The organism is Qipengyuania pacifica (genome assembly GCF_019711555.1).
Classification (GTDB): Bacteria; Pseudomonadota; Alphaproteobacteria; order Sphingomonadales; family Sphingomonadaceae; genus Qipengyuania; species Qipengyuania pacifica.
The window spans coordinates 108,532-125,542 of record NZ_JAIGNQ010000001.1; the positions used below are offsets into that span (position 1 = coordinate 108,532).

General features: G+C 62.3%; 18 protein-coding genes and 1 tRNA gene. 10 read left to right on the forward strand and 9 right to left on the reverse strand.

The window, feature by feature from the left end; all coding sequences use genetic code 11:
• Positions 1–51: 51 nt before the first annotated feature.
• Positions 52–1,149, reverse strand: coding sequence for a fatty acid desaturase family protein (locus tag K3177_RS00575; RefSeq protein ID WP_221596328.1), 1,098 nt, complete (start codon positions 1,147–1,149; stop codon positions 52–54).
• Between the two features lie 148 nt (positions 1,150–1,297).
• Here K3177_RS00575 and K3177_RS00580 point away from each other — a divergent pair, with 148 nt between their 5' ends.
• Both K3177_RS00580 and K3177_RS00585 read left to right on the forward strand, forming a co-directional pair.
• Complete coding sequence (locus tag K3177_RS00580) at positions 1,298–2,461, forward strand: N-acetyltransferase (protein WP_221596329.1); 1,164 nt, start codon at positions 1,298–1,300, stop codon at positions 2,459–2,461.
• A 120-nt stretch (positions 2,462–2,581) separates the two neighbouring features.
• Positions 2,582–3,013, forward strand: coding sequence for a response regulator (locus K3177_RS00585; RefSeq protein WP_103022244.1), 432 nt, complete (start codon positions 2,582–2,584; stop codon positions 3,011–3,013).
• Here K3177_RS00585 and K3177_RS00590 read toward each other — a convergent pair.
• Together K3177_RS00590 and K3177_RS00595 are read right to left on the reverse strand one after the other, a co-directional pair.
• On the reverse strand, positions 2,982–3,347 hold the full coding sequence (locus K3177_RS00590) for a hypothetical protein (protein ID WP_221596330.1): 366 nt from the start codon (positions 3,345–3,347) through the stop codon (positions 2,982–2,984). The two genes, K3177_RS00585 and K3177_RS00590, sit on opposite strands and share 32 nt — an antisense overlap.
• 74 nt (positions 3,348–3,421) lie before the next feature.
• On the reverse strand, positions 3,422–3,781 hold the full coding sequence (locus K3177_RS00595) for a hypothetical protein (protein ID WP_221596332.1): 360 nt from the start codon (positions 3,779–3,781) through the stop codon (positions 3,422–3,424).
• Positions 3,782–3,896: 115 nt separating this feature from the next.
• On the opposite strand from K3177_RS00595, the gene K3177_RS00600 reads away from it, so the two are divergent.
• Together K3177_RS00600 and K3177_RS00605 are read left to right on the forward strand one after the other, a co-directional pair.
• Complete coding sequence (locus K3177_RS00600; RefSeq protein ID WP_103022241.1) at positions 3,897–4,271, forward strand: VOC family protein; 375 nt, start codon at positions 3,897–3,899, stop codon at positions 4,269–4,271.
• 27 nt (positions 4,272–4,298) lie between these two features.
• Positions 4,299–4,781: a prolyl-tRNA synthetase associated domain-containing protein gene (locus tag K3177_RS00605; protein ID WP_247714177.1), complete on the forward strand. Its 483-nt coding sequence runs from the start codon at positions 4,299–4,301 to the stop codon at positions 4,779–4,781.
• Positions 4,782–4,785: 4 nt separating this feature from the next.
• On the opposite strand, the gene metW is transcribed toward K3177_RS00605, so the two are convergent.
• Both metW and metX read right to left on the reverse strand, forming a co-directional pair.
• On the reverse strand, positions 4,786–5,370 hold the full coding sequence (metW, locus tag K3177_RS00610) for a methionine biosynthesis protein MetW (protein WP_420493664.1): 585 nt from the start codon (positions 5,368–5,370) through the stop codon (positions 4,786–4,788).
• Between the two features lie 11 nt (positions 5,371–5,381).
• Positions 5,382–6,470, reverse strand: coding sequence for a homoserine O-acetyltransferase MetX (gene metX, locus K3177_RS00615; RefSeq protein ID WP_221596338.1), 1,089 nt, complete (start codon positions 6,468–6,470; stop codon positions 5,382–5,384).
• Positions 6,471–6,597: 127 nt separating this feature from the next.
• On the opposite strand from metX, the gene K3177_RS00620 reads away from it, so the two are divergent.
• The 3 genes from K3177_RS00620 to K3177_RS00630 all read left to right on the forward strand — a co-directional run bounded on the left by K3177_RS00620 (position 6,598) and on the right by K3177_RS00630 (position 10,226).
• Positions 6,598–7,680, forward strand: a complete 1,083-nt coding sequence (locus tag K3177_RS00620; protein ID WP_247714178.1) for a pyridoxal phosphate-dependent aminotransferase — start codon at positions 6,598–6,600, stop codon at positions 7,678–7,680.
• Positions 7,677–8,582 carry a prephenate/arogenate dehydrogenase family protein gene (locus K3177_RS00625; RefSeq protein WP_221596342.1) on the forward strand — a complete coding sequence of 302 codons (906 nt, stop codon included), beginning with the start codon at positions 7,677–7,679 and terminating at the stop codon, positions 8,580–8,582. Before K3177_RS00620 ends, K3177_RS00625 begins: the two co-directional genes overlap by 4 nt.
• Positions 8,583–8,732: 150 nt before the next feature.
• Positions 8,733–10,226 (forward strand): sulfotransferase domain-containing protein, encoded by a 1,494-nt coding sequence (locus K3177_RS00630; protein ID WP_221596344.1) that lies wholly within the window; start codon positions 8,733–8,735, stop codon positions 10,224–10,226.
• 35 nt (positions 10,227–10,261) lie between these two features.
• Here K3177_RS00630 and K3177_RS00635 read toward each other — a convergent pair whose 3' ends face one another.
• From K3177_RS00635 to ftsE, 4 genes are read right to left on the reverse strand one after another with little or no spacing between them, the layout of a single operon-like run.
• A complete protein-coding gene (locus K3177_RS00635) occupies positions 10,262–10,951 on the reverse strand; it encodes a lysophospholipid acyltransferase family protein (protein ID WP_221596346.1) in 690 nt (229 codons plus the stop codon).
• A 6-nt stretch (positions 10,952–10,957) separates the two neighbouring features.
• Entirely contained in the window at positions 10,958–11,488 is a 531-nt protein-coding gene (locus tag K3177_RS00640; protein WP_221596347.1) for a YdcF family protein, read from the reverse strand.
• Entirely contained in the window at positions 11,485–12,417 is a 933-nt protein-coding gene (locus K3177_RS00645; RefSeq protein ID WP_221596350.1) for a cell division protein FtsX, read from the reverse strand. Before K3177_RS00645 ends, K3177_RS00640 begins: the two co-directional genes overlap by 4 nt.
• Positions 12,414–13,133 (reverse strand): cell division ATP-binding protein FtsE, encoded by a 720-nt coding sequence (gene ftsE / locus K3177_RS00650; protein ID WP_247714179.1) that lies wholly within the window; start codon positions 13,131–13,133, stop codon positions 12,414–12,416. Before ftsE ends, K3177_RS00645 begins: the two co-directional genes overlap by 4 nt.
• 160 nt (positions 13,134–13,293) lie before the next feature.
• Between ftsE and K3177_RS00655 the strand changes: the two genes are divergently transcribed.
• The 3 genes from K3177_RS00655 (at position 13,294) to K3177_RS00665 (ending at position 17,006) form a co-directional block, all read left to right on the forward strand.
• Positions 13,294–14,145 carry a zinc-ribbon domain-containing protein gene (locus tag K3177_RS00655; protein ID WP_221596354.1) on the forward strand — a complete coding sequence of 284 codons (852 nt, stop codon included), beginning with the start codon at positions 13,294–13,296 and terminating at the stop codon, positions 14,143–14,145.
• A gap of 111 nt (positions 14,146–14,256) precedes the next feature.
• Positions 14,257–14,343 (forward strand) — tRNA-Leu (locus tag K3177_RS00660).
• A gap of 251 nt (positions 14,344–14,594) precedes the next feature.
• Positions 14,595–17,006 carry a TonB-dependent siderophore receptor gene (locus K3177_RS00665; protein ID WP_221596356.1) on the forward strand — a complete coding sequence of 804 codons (2,412 nt, stop codon included), beginning with the start codon at positions 14,595–14,597 and terminating at the stop codon, positions 17,004–17,006.
• Positions 17,007–17,011: the final 5 nt, after the last annotated feature.

Sequence of the window (17,011 nt, forward strand, 5' to 3'; positions counted from 1 at the left end):
GGCCGTTCCCACCCACCGAGGGGAGCGGCCTTTTTGCTGCGCAGCGCGCCGTCAGCCGCGCGGGCGCATGGTGTTGCGCGCGATCCGTGCGACCAGCACGCCCATCCCGGCATGGTTCGCACCATGATAGCTCGAGGTATTCTCCAGCTCCGCCACCAGCCGGCGATGCGCTTCGGGAAGGGAGTGGTAGGGCATTGAGGGCATGAGGTGGTGCAGCGCATGATAGCGCAGGCCCACGGGGGCCCAAAGTTCGGCGATACGCCCGGGCGGCGGCACGTTGACGCTGTCGAGGAACTGCGCGGTCACAGTCATCGCGTCGCCTTCGTTCTCCCACAGATGCGCGACCAGCGTGCGCAGCTGGTTGAGCACGGCAACCACGGAGAAGATCGCCAGGGCCACCAGCAATGGCTTCCAGCCGAAAGCAAAGATGCTGCCGATCAGCACCCAGCTCCACAGCATGCCGCCGAGCTCGAGCCAGAACACCCGCCGCGGCAGATCGCCTTCGGGCGGGCGGCGGCGGAATTCGGGATTGATCGCCAGCGCGCTGAAACGCTGCCACGTCAGCTGGCGCACGGGCGGAAAGAGCGCGCCCAGCGGCACCAACACGGCGAAGCGGAACAGCAGCGCAGCAGGCGCAAGAAGCGCGACGAGCACGAAGGTTGGCAGGCTGAGTGGCTTCATCAGCGCCAGCGGCAGATATTCGGGATCCGCGGTGGTCCCGTATTGCGTGCGCTTGTGGTGCAGCGTGTGCACCTGTTCGTACATGAAGGAAGGCGTCAGCATCGGAACACCGACAAGCGCATTCCATGCGGTGCGGAAACCCGGCAAGGCACCGTTCCTGAAATGCGAAATTTCGTGGATGAACAACAGCGCGCGATAAAGCGCGAGCACCGCCAGAACGCCCAGTCCAATGGCGAGAGGCACGCTTTCGACAAGAATCGCGCCTGCCAGCAAGACATAGCCAACCAGCGCCGATCCGATCATATCGGGCCAGTAGATGTCCGCCCGATGGTCGGAGATGTCCTTGGTCAGATCGCGCGCGGCCCGGAGCATCGCCTTGTCATCCGGAATTTGCGCGTGCCAGCCCGATCCCGCGTCACGACGCGAGACGATATCGGCGGCCGAAATCTGTGTCTGTTGCACGTTCATTATTAAGCTTCCCGGGAGGCCTTAGCCGAAATAACGCGAGCGATACAGCACCCGCTGTCGATCATAGTGATCGCGCATCCGCGTTTCCTTGACAAAGATCAGCTAGCGCACTCAGGGCTAACGCAATCTGAACGAAGGTATTGCGCGAATGTCCGATGCAAATGTGGTGATTGAACTGGTCGAGGGCAAGGCGGGGCGGGCGGCCTTCGTCGATACCGGTCGCGACTTTGCGGCGCGTGAACCACACTGGGTCCCGCAACTGCGCTCCGAACAGCTGGAACTGGTCAATCCGGAAAAGAACCCGTTTTTCGGCCATGCCGCACACCAGCTTTTCCTGGCCCGTCGCGGCGGCAAGCCGGTAGGACGCATTTCCGCGCATATCGACCGCCTGGCGCTCGAACTGCCGCGCGAGCAGGGATTTGGCCCGGGCGCCGGCATGTTCGGCTATTTCGACGCCGAGGACGAAACCGTCGCCCATGCTCTGCTGAAACGCGCCGAAGAATGGCTCGCCAGCCAAGGCATGAACCGTGCCATCGGGCCGATATCGATGTCGATCTGGGAAGAACCGGGTCTGCTGGTCAAAGGGCAGGATCACGATCCGATGATCATGATGGGGCACCACCCTGCCATCTACCGCGAATGGATCGAAAGTGCAGGCTACTCGCGTACGAAGACGTTGCTGACATACGATCTAGACGTAACCAGCGACTTTCCGCCGCTGATCCGCCGCATCGTGCAGTCGGGGCAGCGTAACGATCGCATCACCCTGCGTCCCGTCGATGTCAGCCGGTGGGACGAGGAAGTGGAAACCATCCTCGCCATCCTGAACGATGCGTGGTCCAACAACTGGGGCTTCGTGCCCTTCACCAATGCCGAGATCGCCTATGCCGGCAAAAAACTGAAGCCGATCATCCACCCCGATCTCAATCTGATCGCCGAACTGGACGGCAAGCCGGTCGCGTTCATGCTGACGTTCCCAGATATGAACGACGTGCTGCGCAAGGTGGATGGCAAGCTGTTTCCGTTCGGCTGGTTCCATATCCTTCGCTGGTTACGCAAGCCGCGGCGGATGGGCATGCGTGTACCACTCATGGGCGTGCTTCGAGAGCTGCACAATTCGCGGCTCGCCAGCCAGTTGGCCTTCATGATGATCAGCCAGATCCGTGACGTAGCGGTAGACAAATACGAGACCCGCCGGGCGGAAATTGGTTGGATCCTCGACGACAATCAGGGGATGATGGCGATTGCCGATGCGATACAGAGCACCATCAATCGCGAATATGCCATTTTCGAAAAGTCGCTGAACTCCTGAGAGTTATCGGCTGTCGTATTTGCGCCACGGCGTGGAACTGAAATGCAACTGCCGGGAACCCCGGCGGCCACCATCCCGTTGTTGGATGAAGCGCGGCACTCGCCAATTTCAAGAGACCCGATGAAGCAGCAATCCGTTACGACCGCGCGTAAGAAGCTGCCTGCCTTTGTGCTGGTGGTCGAAGATGACGCGGTGCTCGGCCTCACGATAGAGAATGCGCTGCTGGATGCCGGCGTGAAGCAGGTTGCCTTGTCGACGTCTACCGAAGAGGCGATGGAACATCTTCGTGACGAACGCCCCGATGCGATCGTGCTGGACGTTCATCTGGCCGACCGAGACGACGGCTGGGCGATTGCCGAACTGGTCCGCACCCTTGGGCCGGACAGCCCGCGCATCATCTTTTCGACCGGTGCGCCGCAGGACATTCCCGAAGATATCGCCGCGCTCGGCTGCGTTCTGGAAAAGCCTTACGATGCCGCCATTCTGGTCGATTTGCTGCGCGAACCCGAAAAGAAGGGGCTTATTTCCCGCCTTCGCGACGTTCTTCGTTAGCTTCCACAGCGCGTAGCAGGCTGCGCATCATGTCACCGCCGACACGGCCTGCTTCGGGTGCCATCTTCCGCAATGTGAGAGCGGGATCGATATCCTGCGCTTTCTCACCCGCCATATCGGCGGCAGCCTGCGCCAGCGGGGCGATCGGCATGTCGAGCAGCACTTCGGTCACTGCCTGCATCATCAGCTTCATTTCGCGCTGGCGCTCTGGGTCGCGCAACTGGTGGCTCAGATCGCCAAATGCCGCCACTGCATCATCCACATTAGCCTGCGCAACGGCAGGTGCGGGCAGCGTTAGCGCACCGAGCATGACGGGAAGTACGAGTTTGCGCATGAAAGACCCCGGCGAAATCTGCGATTCGGTGAGCGATTTAGGCCGCGCGCGGTGACTTTTGTCTGAACGCAGCTTCACAGCCCCGATGCGTCCAGCATCATCAGACAGGCGGGCATTACCTCGTCGATCCGTTCGGGCGTATCGAGCAGATCCGCGCTCTCACTTTTCACGAGCGCCATGATGGTTTCGCGATCCGCGCCCAGATCGTCCATCAGCCGTGCAGTTGCGCGGACGAAGAATTCCTGCCCGCGGGGCGCCATGGCGGGATACTGCGCTGCCGCAGCGTCCCCCTCAGCCTGCTGGCGATGAACGATGCCGAAGGCGACCGAACAGCGCAGCGCACTCGATTGTTCGAGCGTAAGTTTCGGCAGCGGCAGCGCGCCGGTCGTCGTTTGGGCTAGCGTCAGGGCGAGGGGGGCGAGAAAGGTCAGCATGACGCGCTTCTAGACCTGCCAGTCTGAACCGCAAGCGACCAGCGCCAATCGCGGCTTGCCAGCCTATGGCGAGCGCTTAAGGTGGCGAATCGAAACTCAAAGGAGAGAGTACCGGATGTACAGTCACATGATGGTGGGTTCGAACGACATCGATCGGTCGAAAACATTCTACGACGCGACCTTCAAGGCGATCGGCGGAAAGGAAGCCATCGTCGATGAAAAAGGGCGCCTTATGTATCTTCATAACGGCGGGGCTTTCCTGGTCACCAAACCGATAGACGGCAAGGATGCCACCCCCGGCAACGGCAGCACCGTAGGATTTGCGATGACGCCGGAGCAGGCGGATGCATGGCACGCCGCTGGCGTGGCGAACGGCGGCACCGCGATCGAAGACCCGCCGGGCGAACGCCCCGGTTCGGGCATGTATCTCGCCTATTTGCGCGATCCCGATGGCAACAAGCTGTGTGCCCTTCACCGCATCGGATCGTAAAACCACGTGCAAAGAGGCGAAGCGGGATTGCTGGCCGACCTGGCGACGCTTGCGATCCCGTTTGCCGCGCATGAGCATGCCGCGGTTTTCACCGTCGAGGAAAGCCGGTCGATCGACGCGGATATTCCCGGCGCTCACACCAAGAACCTGTTCCTGAAGGATGCAGGCGGGGCTTTCTGGCTGGTTACTGTTCCCGCAAAGGCCCGGGTCGATCTGAAAGCCCTTCCCCATGCCATCGGCTGCAAACGCGTCAGTTTCGGCAAGGCCGATGATATGGAGCGCCTGCTGGGCGTAGCGCCCGGATCTGTGACGCCATTGGCAATGATCGAGGCGCAGCCGGGCAGCATCACCGTGGTAATCGACGAGGAACTCGCCACAAGCGACCGGATGAACGTCCACCCCTTGCGCAATACCGGGACATTGGGCCTTGCTGGCGCCGACGTGCTCGCGCTGGTGCGGCACTGGGGTCACGACCCGGTGGTGGCGGCCGTACCGAAGAAGCCGGCCTGAAGGATCAGCGCGAAAGTTCGAAGACAGCGAATTCGGCGCGCATATTGGCGCCCGCACGCGATACCGGCCGCTTGCCGGCAAAATACCAGTCCCGCACGATCGTGGCGCCTTTTTCGCGAGCCAGTTCGCGAAAATCGTGGACCGTGACGTGGTGGATGTTCTGCGTTTCATACCAGCTTACCGGAATGCTCCGCGTCACCGGCATCCGCCCGCCGAACATCAGCGCCGCGCGCGTGCGCCAGTGGGCGAAATTGGGAAAGCTGACGAAGGCCCGCGTGCCCACTCTAAGCAATTCGTCGAGCATCCGGTCGGGCCGCGAGGCGGTCTGCAGCGTCTGGCTGAGGACGGCATAATCGAAGCCCTTGTCGGGATAATCGCCGAGGTCGCTGTCCGCATCGCCCTGCACCACCGAAAGGCCCTGCGATACGCAGCGCTCGACACAGGCGCCGTCGATTTCGATCCCGCGCACGTCGCAGCCCTTGTTGCGCAGGGCCATCATCAGCACGCCGTCCCCGCAACCGATATCCAACACCCTGCTTTCGGGCGTGATCCGGCTGGCAATAGCTGCCAGATCGGGACGTTGATCGATTGCCGCCACGCTCATCCCAGGAACCCCCCGATCACCCGGTCAAGCGCCGGCACATCAAGCAGGAAACTGTCATGCCCATGCGGTGCAGACAGTTCGACGAAGCTGACCGCAGCCCCTGCAGCATTGAGCGCATGCACCACATGGCGACTTTCGCTGGTTGGATAGAGCCAGTCGCTATCGAAGCTGACGAGGCAGAAACGCGCGTCCGTGCCGGTGAAAGCATCGGCCAGTTTGCCGCCATGTTCTTCGGCCAGATCGAAATAATCCATCGCCCGCGTGATATAGAGATAGCTGTTGGCATCGAAGCGGCGGGTAAATCCGCTGCCCTGATAGCGCAGATAGCTTTCGACCTGGAAATCGGCATCGAAACCAAAGCTCTTGGCCTCACGGTCCTGAAGGTTGCGGCCGAACTTGCCCGTCAGCGCCTCTTCGGAAAGATAGGTGATATGCGCTGCCATGCGCGCAACGGCCAGGCCGTTGTCCGGCCCATCGCCGCCGTAATAACTCCCGTCCTGCCAGCGTGGATCGGCCATGATGGCCTGACGGCCCAGTTCGTGAAAGGCGATATTCTGCGCCGAGTGCCGGCTGGTCGATGCGATCACCAGCACGCGGCGTGCCCGATCGGGCCAGTTCGCCGCCAGGCTGAGGGCCTGCATGCCGCCCATCGAACCGCCGACCACGGCGTGGAGCGTTTCTATATCGAGCATATCCAGCAACCCGATATGCGCCCGGACCATGTCGCGGATGGTGATGACGGGAAAGCGCATGGCGTAAGGATGGCCATCGCTCGCCTCGCTCGCCGGGCCCGTAGAACCCATGCAACTGCCGATGACATTGGCACAGATGATATGAAAACGGTCCGTATCGATCGGCTTGCCCGGCCCGACCATCCGTTCCCACCAACCGGGCTTGCCCGTTATCGGATGCGGCGAGGCGACATACTGATCCCCCGTGAGCGCGTGGCACAGAAGGATCGCGTTCGACCGGTCCGCATTCAGTTCGCCATAGGTTTCGAACGCCAGTTCCACGCGCGTCAGTTCGCCGCCGCCATCGAGCGGCAGCGAGCCGGGGAGCGTCAGTGTTTGCGAGTGGGCGTTCAAATCGGACCTTGGGATGAAACAATCAAACCCTGTCTCTATCGCCTAGCCTTGCGCTTGTCGAAGGGCCGATATTCTTTCATGCGAAGAAACTGACATGGCAGCGAGCGAAAAAATGGACCGGCCCCACATGAAACCCTGGATCGAGGGCATCCATCCCTATGTTCCGGGCAAGTCCAGGGGTGAGGACGGGCGCAAGCTGATCAAGCTGTCGGCCAACGAGAACCCGATGGGGTGCAGCCCGGCTGTGCTCGCCGCTCTGGCGCAGGGGCATGAACCCAGCCTCTACCCCGATCCCGACGCCACGGCGCTGCGCGAAGCGATCGGCGCACTTCACGGCATCGATGCGGCGCGGATCGTGTGCGGCACCGGTTCTGGCGAATGCCTCAATGGCGCGGTACAGGCATTTGCGGGCCCCGGCGACGAGGTGCTGTTCCCGCGCTATTCCTTTTCGCTCTACCCCCTGCTTGCGCACAAGGTCGGCGCGACGGTCGTGCTGGCTGAAGACACGGACTATGCGCCTGACGTGGACAAGCTGCTCGCCGCGGTGACGGAGCGCACACGGGTCGTCCTGCTCGACAATCCCAACAACCCGGTCGGCACATGGCTGCCGCGTAAGGAAGTCGCCAGACTGCATGCCGGGCTGCCGACGAATGTGCTGCTGGTGATCGACCAGGCCTATGCCGAATTCCTCGACGAAGGCGAGGACGATGGGGGTATGGAACTGGCCGCAAACAACGACAATGTGCTCGTCACCCGCACGTTCGCCAAGGCCTATGGCATCGCGGGCGAGCGCGTGGGCTGGGCGACCGGCGCGCCGCATCTGATCGATGCGCTGAACCGGCTGCGCGGGGCGTTCAATATCACGGCGAGCGGGCAACGTGCGGCGCTGGCGGCGCTGTCCGACCAGAGCTTCGTCGCCGCATCGCGGGATGCGAACATTGCGGCACGCAAACGCTTCGTCGAACAGATCGAAGCGCTGGGGAACCATGGCCTTCGCGCGCTGCCGAGCAAGGCGAATTTCGTGCTGGTAGTATTCGAAGGCGCGCTTGCGGCAGAAACTGCACTGCAGGCCATCGCCGCGGCCGGCTACGCCGTGCGCCACCTGCCCGGCCAGGGCCTGCCGCAGGCGCTGCGGATCACCATCGGCACATCGGCCCAGATGGACGAGATCGCTGCCGTGCTGCGCGGTCTATGCGGAGCGCAGGCATGACTATCGAACGCGTCGCCATCGTCGGGCTCGGGCTGATCGGCGGATCGGTCGGGCTGGCGGTGCAGCAGATGCTACCCGGCATGACGACGACGGGATGGGATGCCGATGCCGATGTGCGCCAGCGCGCAGCCGGGCGCCGGCTTGTGGGCGAAGTCTGCGACACGGTTGCCGAGGCGGTCCGCGGGGCGGATCTGGTGATCCTTTGCGTACCCGTCGGAGCGATGGGCTATGCTGCCGAAGCGATCGCACCGCATCTCGAACCCGGCACGATCGTCAGCGACGTCGGATCGTCCAAGCGCAGCGTTGGCGATGCCCTTGCGGTCGCCCTTCCGGATGCCATCGTCATTCCCGCGCACCCCGTCGCGGGGACGGAGAATAGCGGGCCGGACGCCGGATTTCCCGAGCTCTTCCGGCATCGCTGGTGCATCGTCACGCCCGGCAAGAATACACCGCCGGACGCTGTGGACGCGCTCACCCGGTTCTGGGAAGGATTGGGGGCGACGGTCGAGATCATGGATGCCGAACATCACGACCTCGTGCTCGCGGTGACCAGCCATATTCCGCACCTCATCGCCTATACGATCGTAGGCACAGCCAGCGATCTGGAGGATGTGACGCGGGGCGAGGTGATCAAGTATTCGGCCGGCGGGTTCCGCGATTTCACGCGTATCGCCGCCAGCAATCCCACCATGTGGCGCGATGTCTTCCTGTCCAATCGCGACGCCGTGCTGGAAGTACTGGGCCGTTTCACCGAAGACCTCAGCCGCCTTCAGCGCGCCATCCGCAATGGCGATGGCGACACGCTGTTCGACCTGTTCGACAAAACCCGCACCATCCGCCGCTCGATCATCGAGGAAGGCCAGGACGATGCCAGACCCGATTTCGGGCGCGGAGATCATTGAAGCGCTGCATCGCCAGGGGAATCGTACCGTCTCGGCGCACCCATTAACCATAATGATACCCCCATTTGCGGGTCTGGTAAGTAAGCTGGGACGTTTTATTGTCGACTGATTGAGCTCGCTTGCACATCAACAACCTCGGAGCCATGTCTGATGGCGATTCGCATGTTTTTCCGGGATTTCGCGTTTTCGGCAGGCGAGTTGCTTCTACCCAAATCGATCCGGAACAAAGGCGCGCTGCTCGCGATGAGGCGCCTAGCGAGTGCGTGGGCGAGAGACGGTTATGTCCTGTCCTATCCAAAGTCCGGCAGAACCTGGCTTCGAACGATGCTCGGCAGCATGGTGTGCGCTCAATATGGGCTCAAGGTCGAAAACCCGATGGAGCTTCAGCACTTCTGGAAACTTTCGTCACACATTCCGAATATCGGCTTCACTCATGACGACAGCCCCAACCTCAAGTTCGGGCACGAGGTAGAAGAAGACAAGTCCCGCTATCGCAATAAGCGGGTTCTGCTACTCACGCGCGACCCGCGTGACGTTCTGGTATCCTACTATTTCGACGCCAAGAACAGAATGAAGGTGATCGATTGCGACATCTCGACCTTCATTCACGAAGAAAAGGGCAGCATCGACGCAATCGTAGCGTTCTATAATGTCTGGGCCGATGCGCGTTATGTGCCGCGTGATTTCCTCTGGGTTTCTTACGAGGAAATGCATGCAGATCCTCGGCAGGTCATCCGCAGCACGGCGGAATTTCTCGGTCTTCCCGATCCGGACGAAACCCTGCTTCGGGAAATCGTCGAAAAGGCATCGTTCCGAAACATGCGCAAGGCCGAGCTGCATGACAGCTTCCGCCATGAACGCCTACGCCCGGCAGATCCGCATAATCCGGAAAGCTTCAAGGTACGCCGAGGGAAAGTGGGGGGCTATGTCGATTATCTTTCCAATGAAGACATCGCCTATGTCGATGCCTACATAGACCGGCACCTCCATCCGTTCTTTGCCTGTTATTACAGCAAAGAGAAGGTGGCGCTCTCCGGGAAGGAGCTTGCTCCCACCACAGGACAGATCCAGGCACCTACCATCGCCAGTATTGGACTGGCGCAGAACACCGAATTGCGTGCGAGCAACGACAACCATCGCCGCGAGCGACTCATGCGGCTGGCCGCAGCAGTCGCCTTGTTCGCCAGCGGTTGGATCGCCAACGAGCTCGATGCGAATTTCGCACCGCCCGCGAGCGCGGCATCGCTTATCAGTGAAGCACAGGAAGCCTATGTCGCGAGCAGCGTGCGCGCGAAAATGGTTTCGCAAATAGAGACCAGCGCCGTCGACAGAGGCGAGATTTTCGATGCCACCGGTGTCGATCTGCCCGAAATTCCCGTCGACTGGGTCGTGACCGATGCCCAGCTCTACCCTTCCGATCTGGGAAATTCGGTCGTGCTGACCATGGTCACGGCAGATGACGAGCGAGTATCCCTGTTTGCAGCAGAAGAAGACACGTCCATTGGCGACAGCCCATCCATGGAACTGAACAACGGCGTTCCGGTTGCGTACTGGGAAGATGGCGAGGCAGCGCTCGCCTTGGTTGGCGAGCTGGAAGGCACCCGGTTACTGGAGCTTGCAACTACTCTCGATCGCGAATCCTGATCCCTGCCTCAGCAGATCACAATCAAGGCGCGATATCAGAGCCCCTCTTCATTGAGCGCGTTAATTGCCGCGAGGACGCGTTTCTCGATCTCGGGACGGGGCAGCCCCGGCGGGATCGGCTCACCGAAGCGGTAGATGATCCGGCCCGGCCTTTTCAGCCGTTTGTGGTAGACCGGCCCGCTATTCACCGCGACGGGGACCACTGGCAGGCCGAGCATCTTGTAAAGTCCGGCAAAGCCCGATTGCAGCGGGCGTACCTCACCATGGGGTACGCGGGTGCCTTCGGGGAAGATCACCAGCGGGCGTCCGTCCGCAACCAGTGCCTTGGCCGATCGGATCATCTGCATTAGCGCTTTGGCGCCAGCCTCGCGGGCCACAGGCACTAGGCCGAAAGACGCAGCGGCACGGCCCCATAGCGGGATGTTGAAGAGTTCCTGCTTGGCGAACACGCTTGGCGTGTCGAACAGGGCAGGCGCATCGATCGCCTCGAAGAAGCTCTCGTGCTTGATCGCATAGAGCACCGGTTCTTCGAGCGGGGCGCCTTCCAATACCAGTTCGCAACCGAGCAGATTGATCAGACACCAGCGCTGCCACTGTGCCCAATTGCGCACGCGCCGACGGAAGGCCTCGACGCTGAAGGCCAGGGCGATAAGCGATGCGGAGGTGATCAGCAGGCTGCCGATGTAGAAAGCGAAGTAAAAGGCGATATTGCGGATGAGGCGCATCACGGATCAGCTCGGCAAGCCTTGCGACACCACTGCGGCGAGCAGCTTGTTATATTCCAGAAACAGCGTCGCCAGGCTGGGGTGGGACGTGACGGCATCCTCTACTACGCGGATGTCGGGTGGCAGCGTTTCTTCGAATTCCGAGCTGGCGCGGGCCATGTGCCAATCGGTCGTCACCAGACGGACGGAGGTAAACTTGTTTTCGCGTAGCCACTGGGCAGCTTCACCCGCATTGGTGCGCGTGTCCACGGCAAGGTAGCCGAGCTTTACGCAGCATTCCATCGTGCCGCGCGACACGTCGAATTCAGCTGCAAATTCGGCGGGACGAACCTCGGGATCGACACCGGACACGAACATTTCCTTCGCCAGCCCCTGATCCACCACCGACAGGCCGCGCGCAATCCGGCCTGGACCTCCGGTCAGTACGATGACGGCATCGGTCGGCTCGCCCGCGAGGGGCTTTGGCAGCGAAACGGCAAAACCGAGGAAGCCGAATGCGTAAACCAGCAAAGCGGCGGCAAAGAAACGGAGGATCACAGAATTTTCCTGAGCGTGGCAAGCACGGTGAACCGCGCCGTCAGCACCGCTAGAACAACCGCCCCCACGGGGACAAGTGCCAAGACCAGCCAGTCCGACATTTGCAGCCCGCCCCCTGCAACCAGGCCGGAATTGAGCGCCGAGAACTGCAGGCCCATCAGCCAGACCGCTGCAGCGCCGATCACGAAGCCGAGCGTTCCGCCGACCGCCGCATCGGCAAGGATGGATCGCTGGAAGATCCGCGCGATTTGGTCGTCGTTACCGCCGAGCAAGTGAACGATCTCGATCGTGTCGCGATTGGTGCCGAGCGTATTGCGCGCTGCCAGCCAGACCGCGGCTGCCCCGGTGAAGGCCAGCATGCCGATCAGCCCCAATGCCGCCCAGCCCAGTGCCGACAATGCAGACAGAACCGGCGCAAGCCATTGCGCCTGTGCATCGATACGCGCGGCGGGCGCACGCTCGGCCAGCAGGTCGCGCAGCCGTTCGAGTGTCGCCTCGTCAGCGTCGTCGGCCAGCCGCAGATCGATCAATGCCGGGATAGGGACGGTATCCTGGGGGTTGTCGGTACCCAGCCAGGGTTCGAGCAATTGTTCGACGGTTGCCTGAGGCACGATCTCGAGGTCTTCGACAGCGCCGTCCTGTGACAAAATGGCGGCGGCCTCCTGCGCTTGTCGGTCGCGCTGGCGCGGATCGGCTTCGACGATCTGCACTGTTGCACTGCCCGCCAGATCGCCCCGTGCCCGATCGGATAGATTGTCCAGCGCCAGCCCACCGCCCGCGGCAAGCACGGTCAGCGCCACCATGATCGCGATGACCCAGGGCATCGGTCCGCCCAGCCGTGCACGGGGCAGCAGATGAGCGGCGCGGCGCCCACGGAAGGGCGCGAGCCCGCGTTCCACAGCCCGGGTGAGCGCCGGCGGCTTGGTCATGTACCGGCCCCGACCCGGCGCGGGGGATAGCGAAGGGCACCGGTCGGATCGGCCAGCATTCCCTTGTCGAGCCGCATGATCAGCGAATCGGGAACCTTGCGCAGCAAATGCACATCGTGGGTCGCGACCACCACGGTGGTGCCCAGCCGGTTGAGCGCTTCGAACAGGCGGATGAGCTTCAGCGCCATTTCGGGATCGACGTTTCCGGTCGGCTCGTCAGCCACCAGCATGTCGGGCCGTCCGATTACCGCGCGAGCAATCGCGACACGCTGCTGCTCGCCGCCCGAAAGAGTGGCGGGCCGCGCATCGACCCGCTGCGCGAGCCCGACCCATTCCAGCATGTCGGCAACCGGCGCCTGCAAATCCGCTTCGCGTACGCCGGCAACGCGCAGGGGCAGGGCGACATTGTCGAAGGCGGACAGATGGTCGACCAGGCGGAAGTCCTGGAACACCACGCCCATGCGCCTGCGATAGGCGGGCAAACGATCGCGCGGCAGCGTGATCACATCGGTGCCGAACATCCGGATCGCCCCGCGCGAGGGACGCTGGGCGAGATAGAGCAGCTTGAGCAAAGACGTCTTGCCGGCCCCGCTGGCTCCTGTGAGAAAATAGAAACGGCCTGGAAACAGAGTGAACGATACGTTGGACAGCACTTCGCGATCGGTACCGTAACGCAAGCCGACATTGTCGAATTGCACGATCTCATCTTCGGCCATGCTCACTGCCCGGCCAGTGGGATAAAGAGAAAAGGAGCACCCGCCATCGTCGCAAACAGCCTATAACCACGCTTGCATGTGGAAAAAAGCGGTTCTTGCGCTTTGCGAACAGGCCTGTCGCTTGTCGTGATTCGCATGGCACCTTAAGGCTTGGGTCATCATGATCATTGCCTGTCCTGCCTGTGCCACGCGCTACGTCGTTCCCGACAGCGCTATCGGTATCGAAGGGCGGACCGTGCGCTGTGCGAAATGCAAGCACAGCTGGTTCCAGGATGGACCCGATGCGGATCGGCTCGCGGCAGTTCAGGATATTCCTGCGCCCTCACCCGCACCGCCCCCTCCGCCGCCCGCGCCGGCCAAGGCTTCGCCGCCCCGTACCAGCGCAGCGGTCTATACCGATCCCGCAGTGGCGGATCGCGGAAATCGGGCTCCCGCAGCAGAGGAGATGCCACCGCGGGATGGACCCGATTTCGACGAGACTGCCCCGCCCTATGGCGATGTGCAGGACGATCTGCCTCCTCCCCCCAGGCCGGAAGACGAACGTGGTCCCTCGCGTTTCGATCATGCCCCGCCCTTCAGGCGGCGGCTCAACATCAATCGCCTGTGGACCTGGGCGGCAGCGATCTTTGCGGTGATCGCCCTCGGGACCGTGGTGGCGGTCAATTACGTCGGCGTGCCCGAATGGGTGCCGGTCACGCGTCCACTGTTCGGCGCTGCCCAACCCGATCTCGAACTGTCGTTCCCCGTCGAGCAGCAGGAACGACGCACGCTTCCCAACGGCACCGAATTTTTCGGAGCGCGGATCATCGTCAAGAACACGGCGCGCGAAACCCGGCCCATTCCGCCGATCCTGATCGTGCTGCGCGATCAGCGCGAACGGCAGGTCTACAGCTGGGTCGTCCAGCCGCCGCAGTCGAGCCTTGCGCCAGGCGAGGATCTGACGATCAATGAAGCGGTAACCGACGTGCCCAAATCGGCGGTTTTCGCCGATGTGGGCTGGGCTTCGCGCTAGGTTTCCATTTCACGCAATAAAGATGCTTGCCGGGGCGATGCACCGCTGCTAGTGGCGCGCTCCTACCGACGGGGGCGACGCCAAGCGGATTCGCTCCCGAGCAGACTGTGTGCGGTCGTGGCGGAACTGGTAGACGCGCAACGTTGAGGTCGTTGTGGCCGCAAGGCCGTGGAAGTTCGAGTCTTCTCGACCGCACCAAACAGTCCATCCCCCCTGACAATCGGCTCCGACGGCGGAGCCATCGGATGGCGTTGATCGCGTCGCCGCGTCGACAGCGGATGCGCCGCTCGATTGCGTGCGGCCGGCTTCAATCGGGGTGCTGGCAGGCCGGCGATCCTATCCAAACTCAGTCATAGCGAGCGCGCATCCCTGCTATTGAGAGCCATTATCATTGACGGCACCATGCGATCCACCTAGGCGGCTTGCGAACGATTCGCAGGAGGGTGTTCGTGAGGGGTTATCTATCGATCGGTGCGGCGGCTGTGGCTTTGCTTCATGCGCCGGCTGCAGCGAAGCTGGTCGAACAGGGTGAGGCGGACCGAAGCCCGCAGATCGATGCGACCGCTTCGGGTTTGCTCCATGCGCCAGCTTCAGCAGAGCCGGTCGAACAGGCGGGAGCGAACCTAAGCTCGCACAACCGTGCGACATCTGTGGCTTCGCTTCATGCGCCAGCTGCAGCGGGACAGGTCAAACAGCGTGATGCAGGTCAAGGCCCGCAGATCGGCGCGGCAGGTGCAGCCCTGCGTAATGCGCCGGCTGCAGCGGAGCCGGTCGAACAGCATCAAACGGCCCCAGGCTCACAGAACGGTGCGAGCGCCATTTCCCATGACGACGCGGATGCCATCGTCGTCACCGGGCGCGCGCAGAAGCTGTACCGGGTGGAAGAGACCAGCTCGGGAAAGCTCGACACCCCGCCCCTCGAATCCAGCCTCGTCATCACGACGATCACGGAGCAGTTGATCGAAGATCAGGGCGCACGCGATGCACAGGATCTCTATCGGAACATCTCCGGTGTGAGTTTCTTCTCCTACGCCGGAGTGACGGCGCGCGGCTTCCGGCAGGAGGAAATCTTCTATGACGGGCTGCGCGGCGACCCCTATGCCGGATTTTCCGTCCCGCAGCTGTTCAACGTGCAGCGGGTCGAATTCCTGAAGGGACCGAGCGGAATGCTCTATGGCCCCGGCGCACCGGGCGGCCTGTTCAACTACATCACCAAGAAAGCGCAGGCCGACAGGTTCGAAGGTCAGGTCAAGGCGATCGCCGGCACCGAAGATCGCTGGGGCGGTTCGGCCGAACTCAACGTGCCGCTTGGTCGAGGCTTTGCGGCACGTGGCGGCCTGTTCTACGAAGATCGCGGCACCTTCCGGTTCAATGCCGCTTCGCGCACGCTGATTGCCGATGGCGGGGTGTCGTTCGATCCCGGTCCGATCCGTGTGGACATCCAGGCGACCCGCTACGACCAAGAGCTCGACGCTAACCGCATTCGCGGTGTGCCGGTGGACGATAACGGCAAGTTCCTCACCGATCGGCGGTGGAATCACAACGAGCCGGGCGATTTCCTGAATCTGGAATCCGATGTGTTCCAGATGCGCATCGAAGCCGAACCGTTCGATGGCCTCTCGCTCGATGCGACGGCACGCTACAACAATGCGGTCGAGGTGCAGAACTATCACGAGCCGCGCGGCCTGTTCGATTCCGATGGGGACGGCGTGATCGATGCATCGATCCGCGAATTTCGCGACCAGATGCGCACGCAGGAAACCTGGTCGTTCGGAGGCAATGCGGTCTGGGCAACGCAGCTATCCGACACGATCGGAAACCGTGTGCTTGCCGGGTTCGACCATTTCATTTCGGACCAGTATTTCCAGGGCCGCTCGCTGCGCGGGACAACGCAGGCCACACCCGGCCTCCCCAACCCCATCAGCCTGTTCGATCCGCAATACGGCCTGTCCGACCCTGCAACCTACGAGCAGGGGCCGTTCAATGTGACGCTGACCGAAGGGACGCGCACCGGTTATTACCTGTTGAACGAACTCACGATCGGCAGGCTCATACTTACCGGGGGTATTCGCCGCGACAGCTTCCGCGACGATGCCGACGGAACGGTGTTCGAAGACAAGGAAACGACCTATCGCGCAGGTGCAGTCTATCGCATCACAGACGATATTTCCGCCTTCGGGCAATATGCCACCAGTTTCGAGCCGCAGAGCGCGAGTTCGCAGAACCCGCTGGCCGGCGGCCCGTTCGCACCGACCGAGGGCGACATCTACGAGGGTGGACTGAAGACCGCGCTGATGGGCGGCCGCATACAATCGTCCCTTTCCGCCTATCGCATTCGGCGCACGAATATCCTGCAGACCGATCCGCGGGGCGATATCGGCGATGACGGGGTCGACGATCTCGTGTCGATTGGCGAAATCACCAGCAAAGGGATCGAGTTCGACCTGGCGGCGGACATCACGCCCGATTGGGTAGTCACGGTTGCCTATGGCTATAACGACACCCGCATCACGGCGGACAACGGCGGTGGCGGCTTTTCGAACGCTGTAGGTGACCGTTTCGCCAACGCACCGGAACATCAGCTCGGCTTCTGGACTCGATACCAGTTTCCCATGCTCGGTCTGGCGGCGGCAGTCGGCGGCGATTACGTATCGAGCCGCGTGAGCATCGATGGCCAGCCGGTCAATGCGTACATGGTGTTCGACGCCTCGCTCATCTACGAGACCGGCCCGATCAGGGCGATGGTGCGCGTCGACAACCTGTTCGACAAGACTTACGCCGCGTCGGGTTTCATCTCGCGCACCGGCCACTTCCCCGGCGAGCCGCGTTCGGCCTTTCTCGAAATCGGCTACCGCTTCTGATGGAA

Excerpts from the sequence above, each read along its gene's own strand:
- K3177_RS00575 (WP_221596328.1), bottom strand. The coding sequence starts at position 1,149 with ATGAACGTGCAACAGACACAGATTTCGGCCGCCGATATCGTCTCGCGT.
- K3177_RS00580 (WP_221596329.1), top strand. The coding sequence starts at position 1,298 with ATGTCCGATGCAAATGTGGTGATTGAACTGGTCGAGGGCAAGGCGGGG.
- K3177_RS00585 (WP_103022244.1), top strand. The coding sequence starts at position 2,582 with ATGAAGCAGCAATCCGTTACGACCGCGCGTAAGAAGCTGCCTGCCTTT.
- K3177_RS00590 (WP_221596330.1), bottom strand. The coding sequence starts at position 3,347 with ATGCGCAAACTCGTACTTCCCGTCATGCTCGGTGCGCTAACGCTGCCC.
- K3177_RS00595 (WP_221596332.1), bottom strand. The coding sequence starts at position 3,781 with ATGCTGACCTTTCTCGCCCCCCTCGCCCTGACGCTAGCCCAAACGACG.
- K3177_RS00600 (WP_103022241.1), top strand. The coding sequence starts at position 3,897 with ATGTACAGTCACATGATGGTGGGTTCGAACGACATCGATCGGTCGAAA.
- K3177_RS00620 (WP_247714178.1), top strand. The coding sequence starts at position 6,598 with ATGAAACCCTGGATCGAGGGCATCCATCCCTATGTTCCGGGCAAGTCC.
- K3177_RS00625 (WP_221596342.1), top strand. The coding sequence starts at position 7,677 with ATGACTATCGAACGCGTCGCCATCGTCGGGCTCGGGCTGATCGGCGGA.
- K3177_RS00630 (WP_221596344.1), top strand. The coding sequence starts at position 8,733 with ATGGCGATTCGCATGTTTTTCCGGGATTTCGCGTTTTCGGCAGGCGAG.
- K3177_RS00635 (WP_221596346.1), bottom strand. The coding sequence starts at position 10,951 with ATGCGCCTCATCCGCAATATCGCCTTTTACTTCGCTTTCTACATCGGC.
- K3177_RS00645 (WP_221596350.1), bottom strand. The coding sequence starts at position 12,417 with ATGACCAAGCCGCCGGCGCTCACCCGGGCTGTGGAACGCGGGCTCGCG.
- ftsE (WP_247714179.1), bottom strand. The coding sequence starts at position 13,133 with ATGGCCGAAGATGAGATCGTGCAATTCGACAATGTCGGCTTGCGTTAC.
- K3177_RS00655 (WP_221596354.1), top strand. The coding sequence starts at position 13,294 with ATGATCATTGCCTGTCCTGCCTGTGCCACGCGCTACGTCGTTCCCGAC.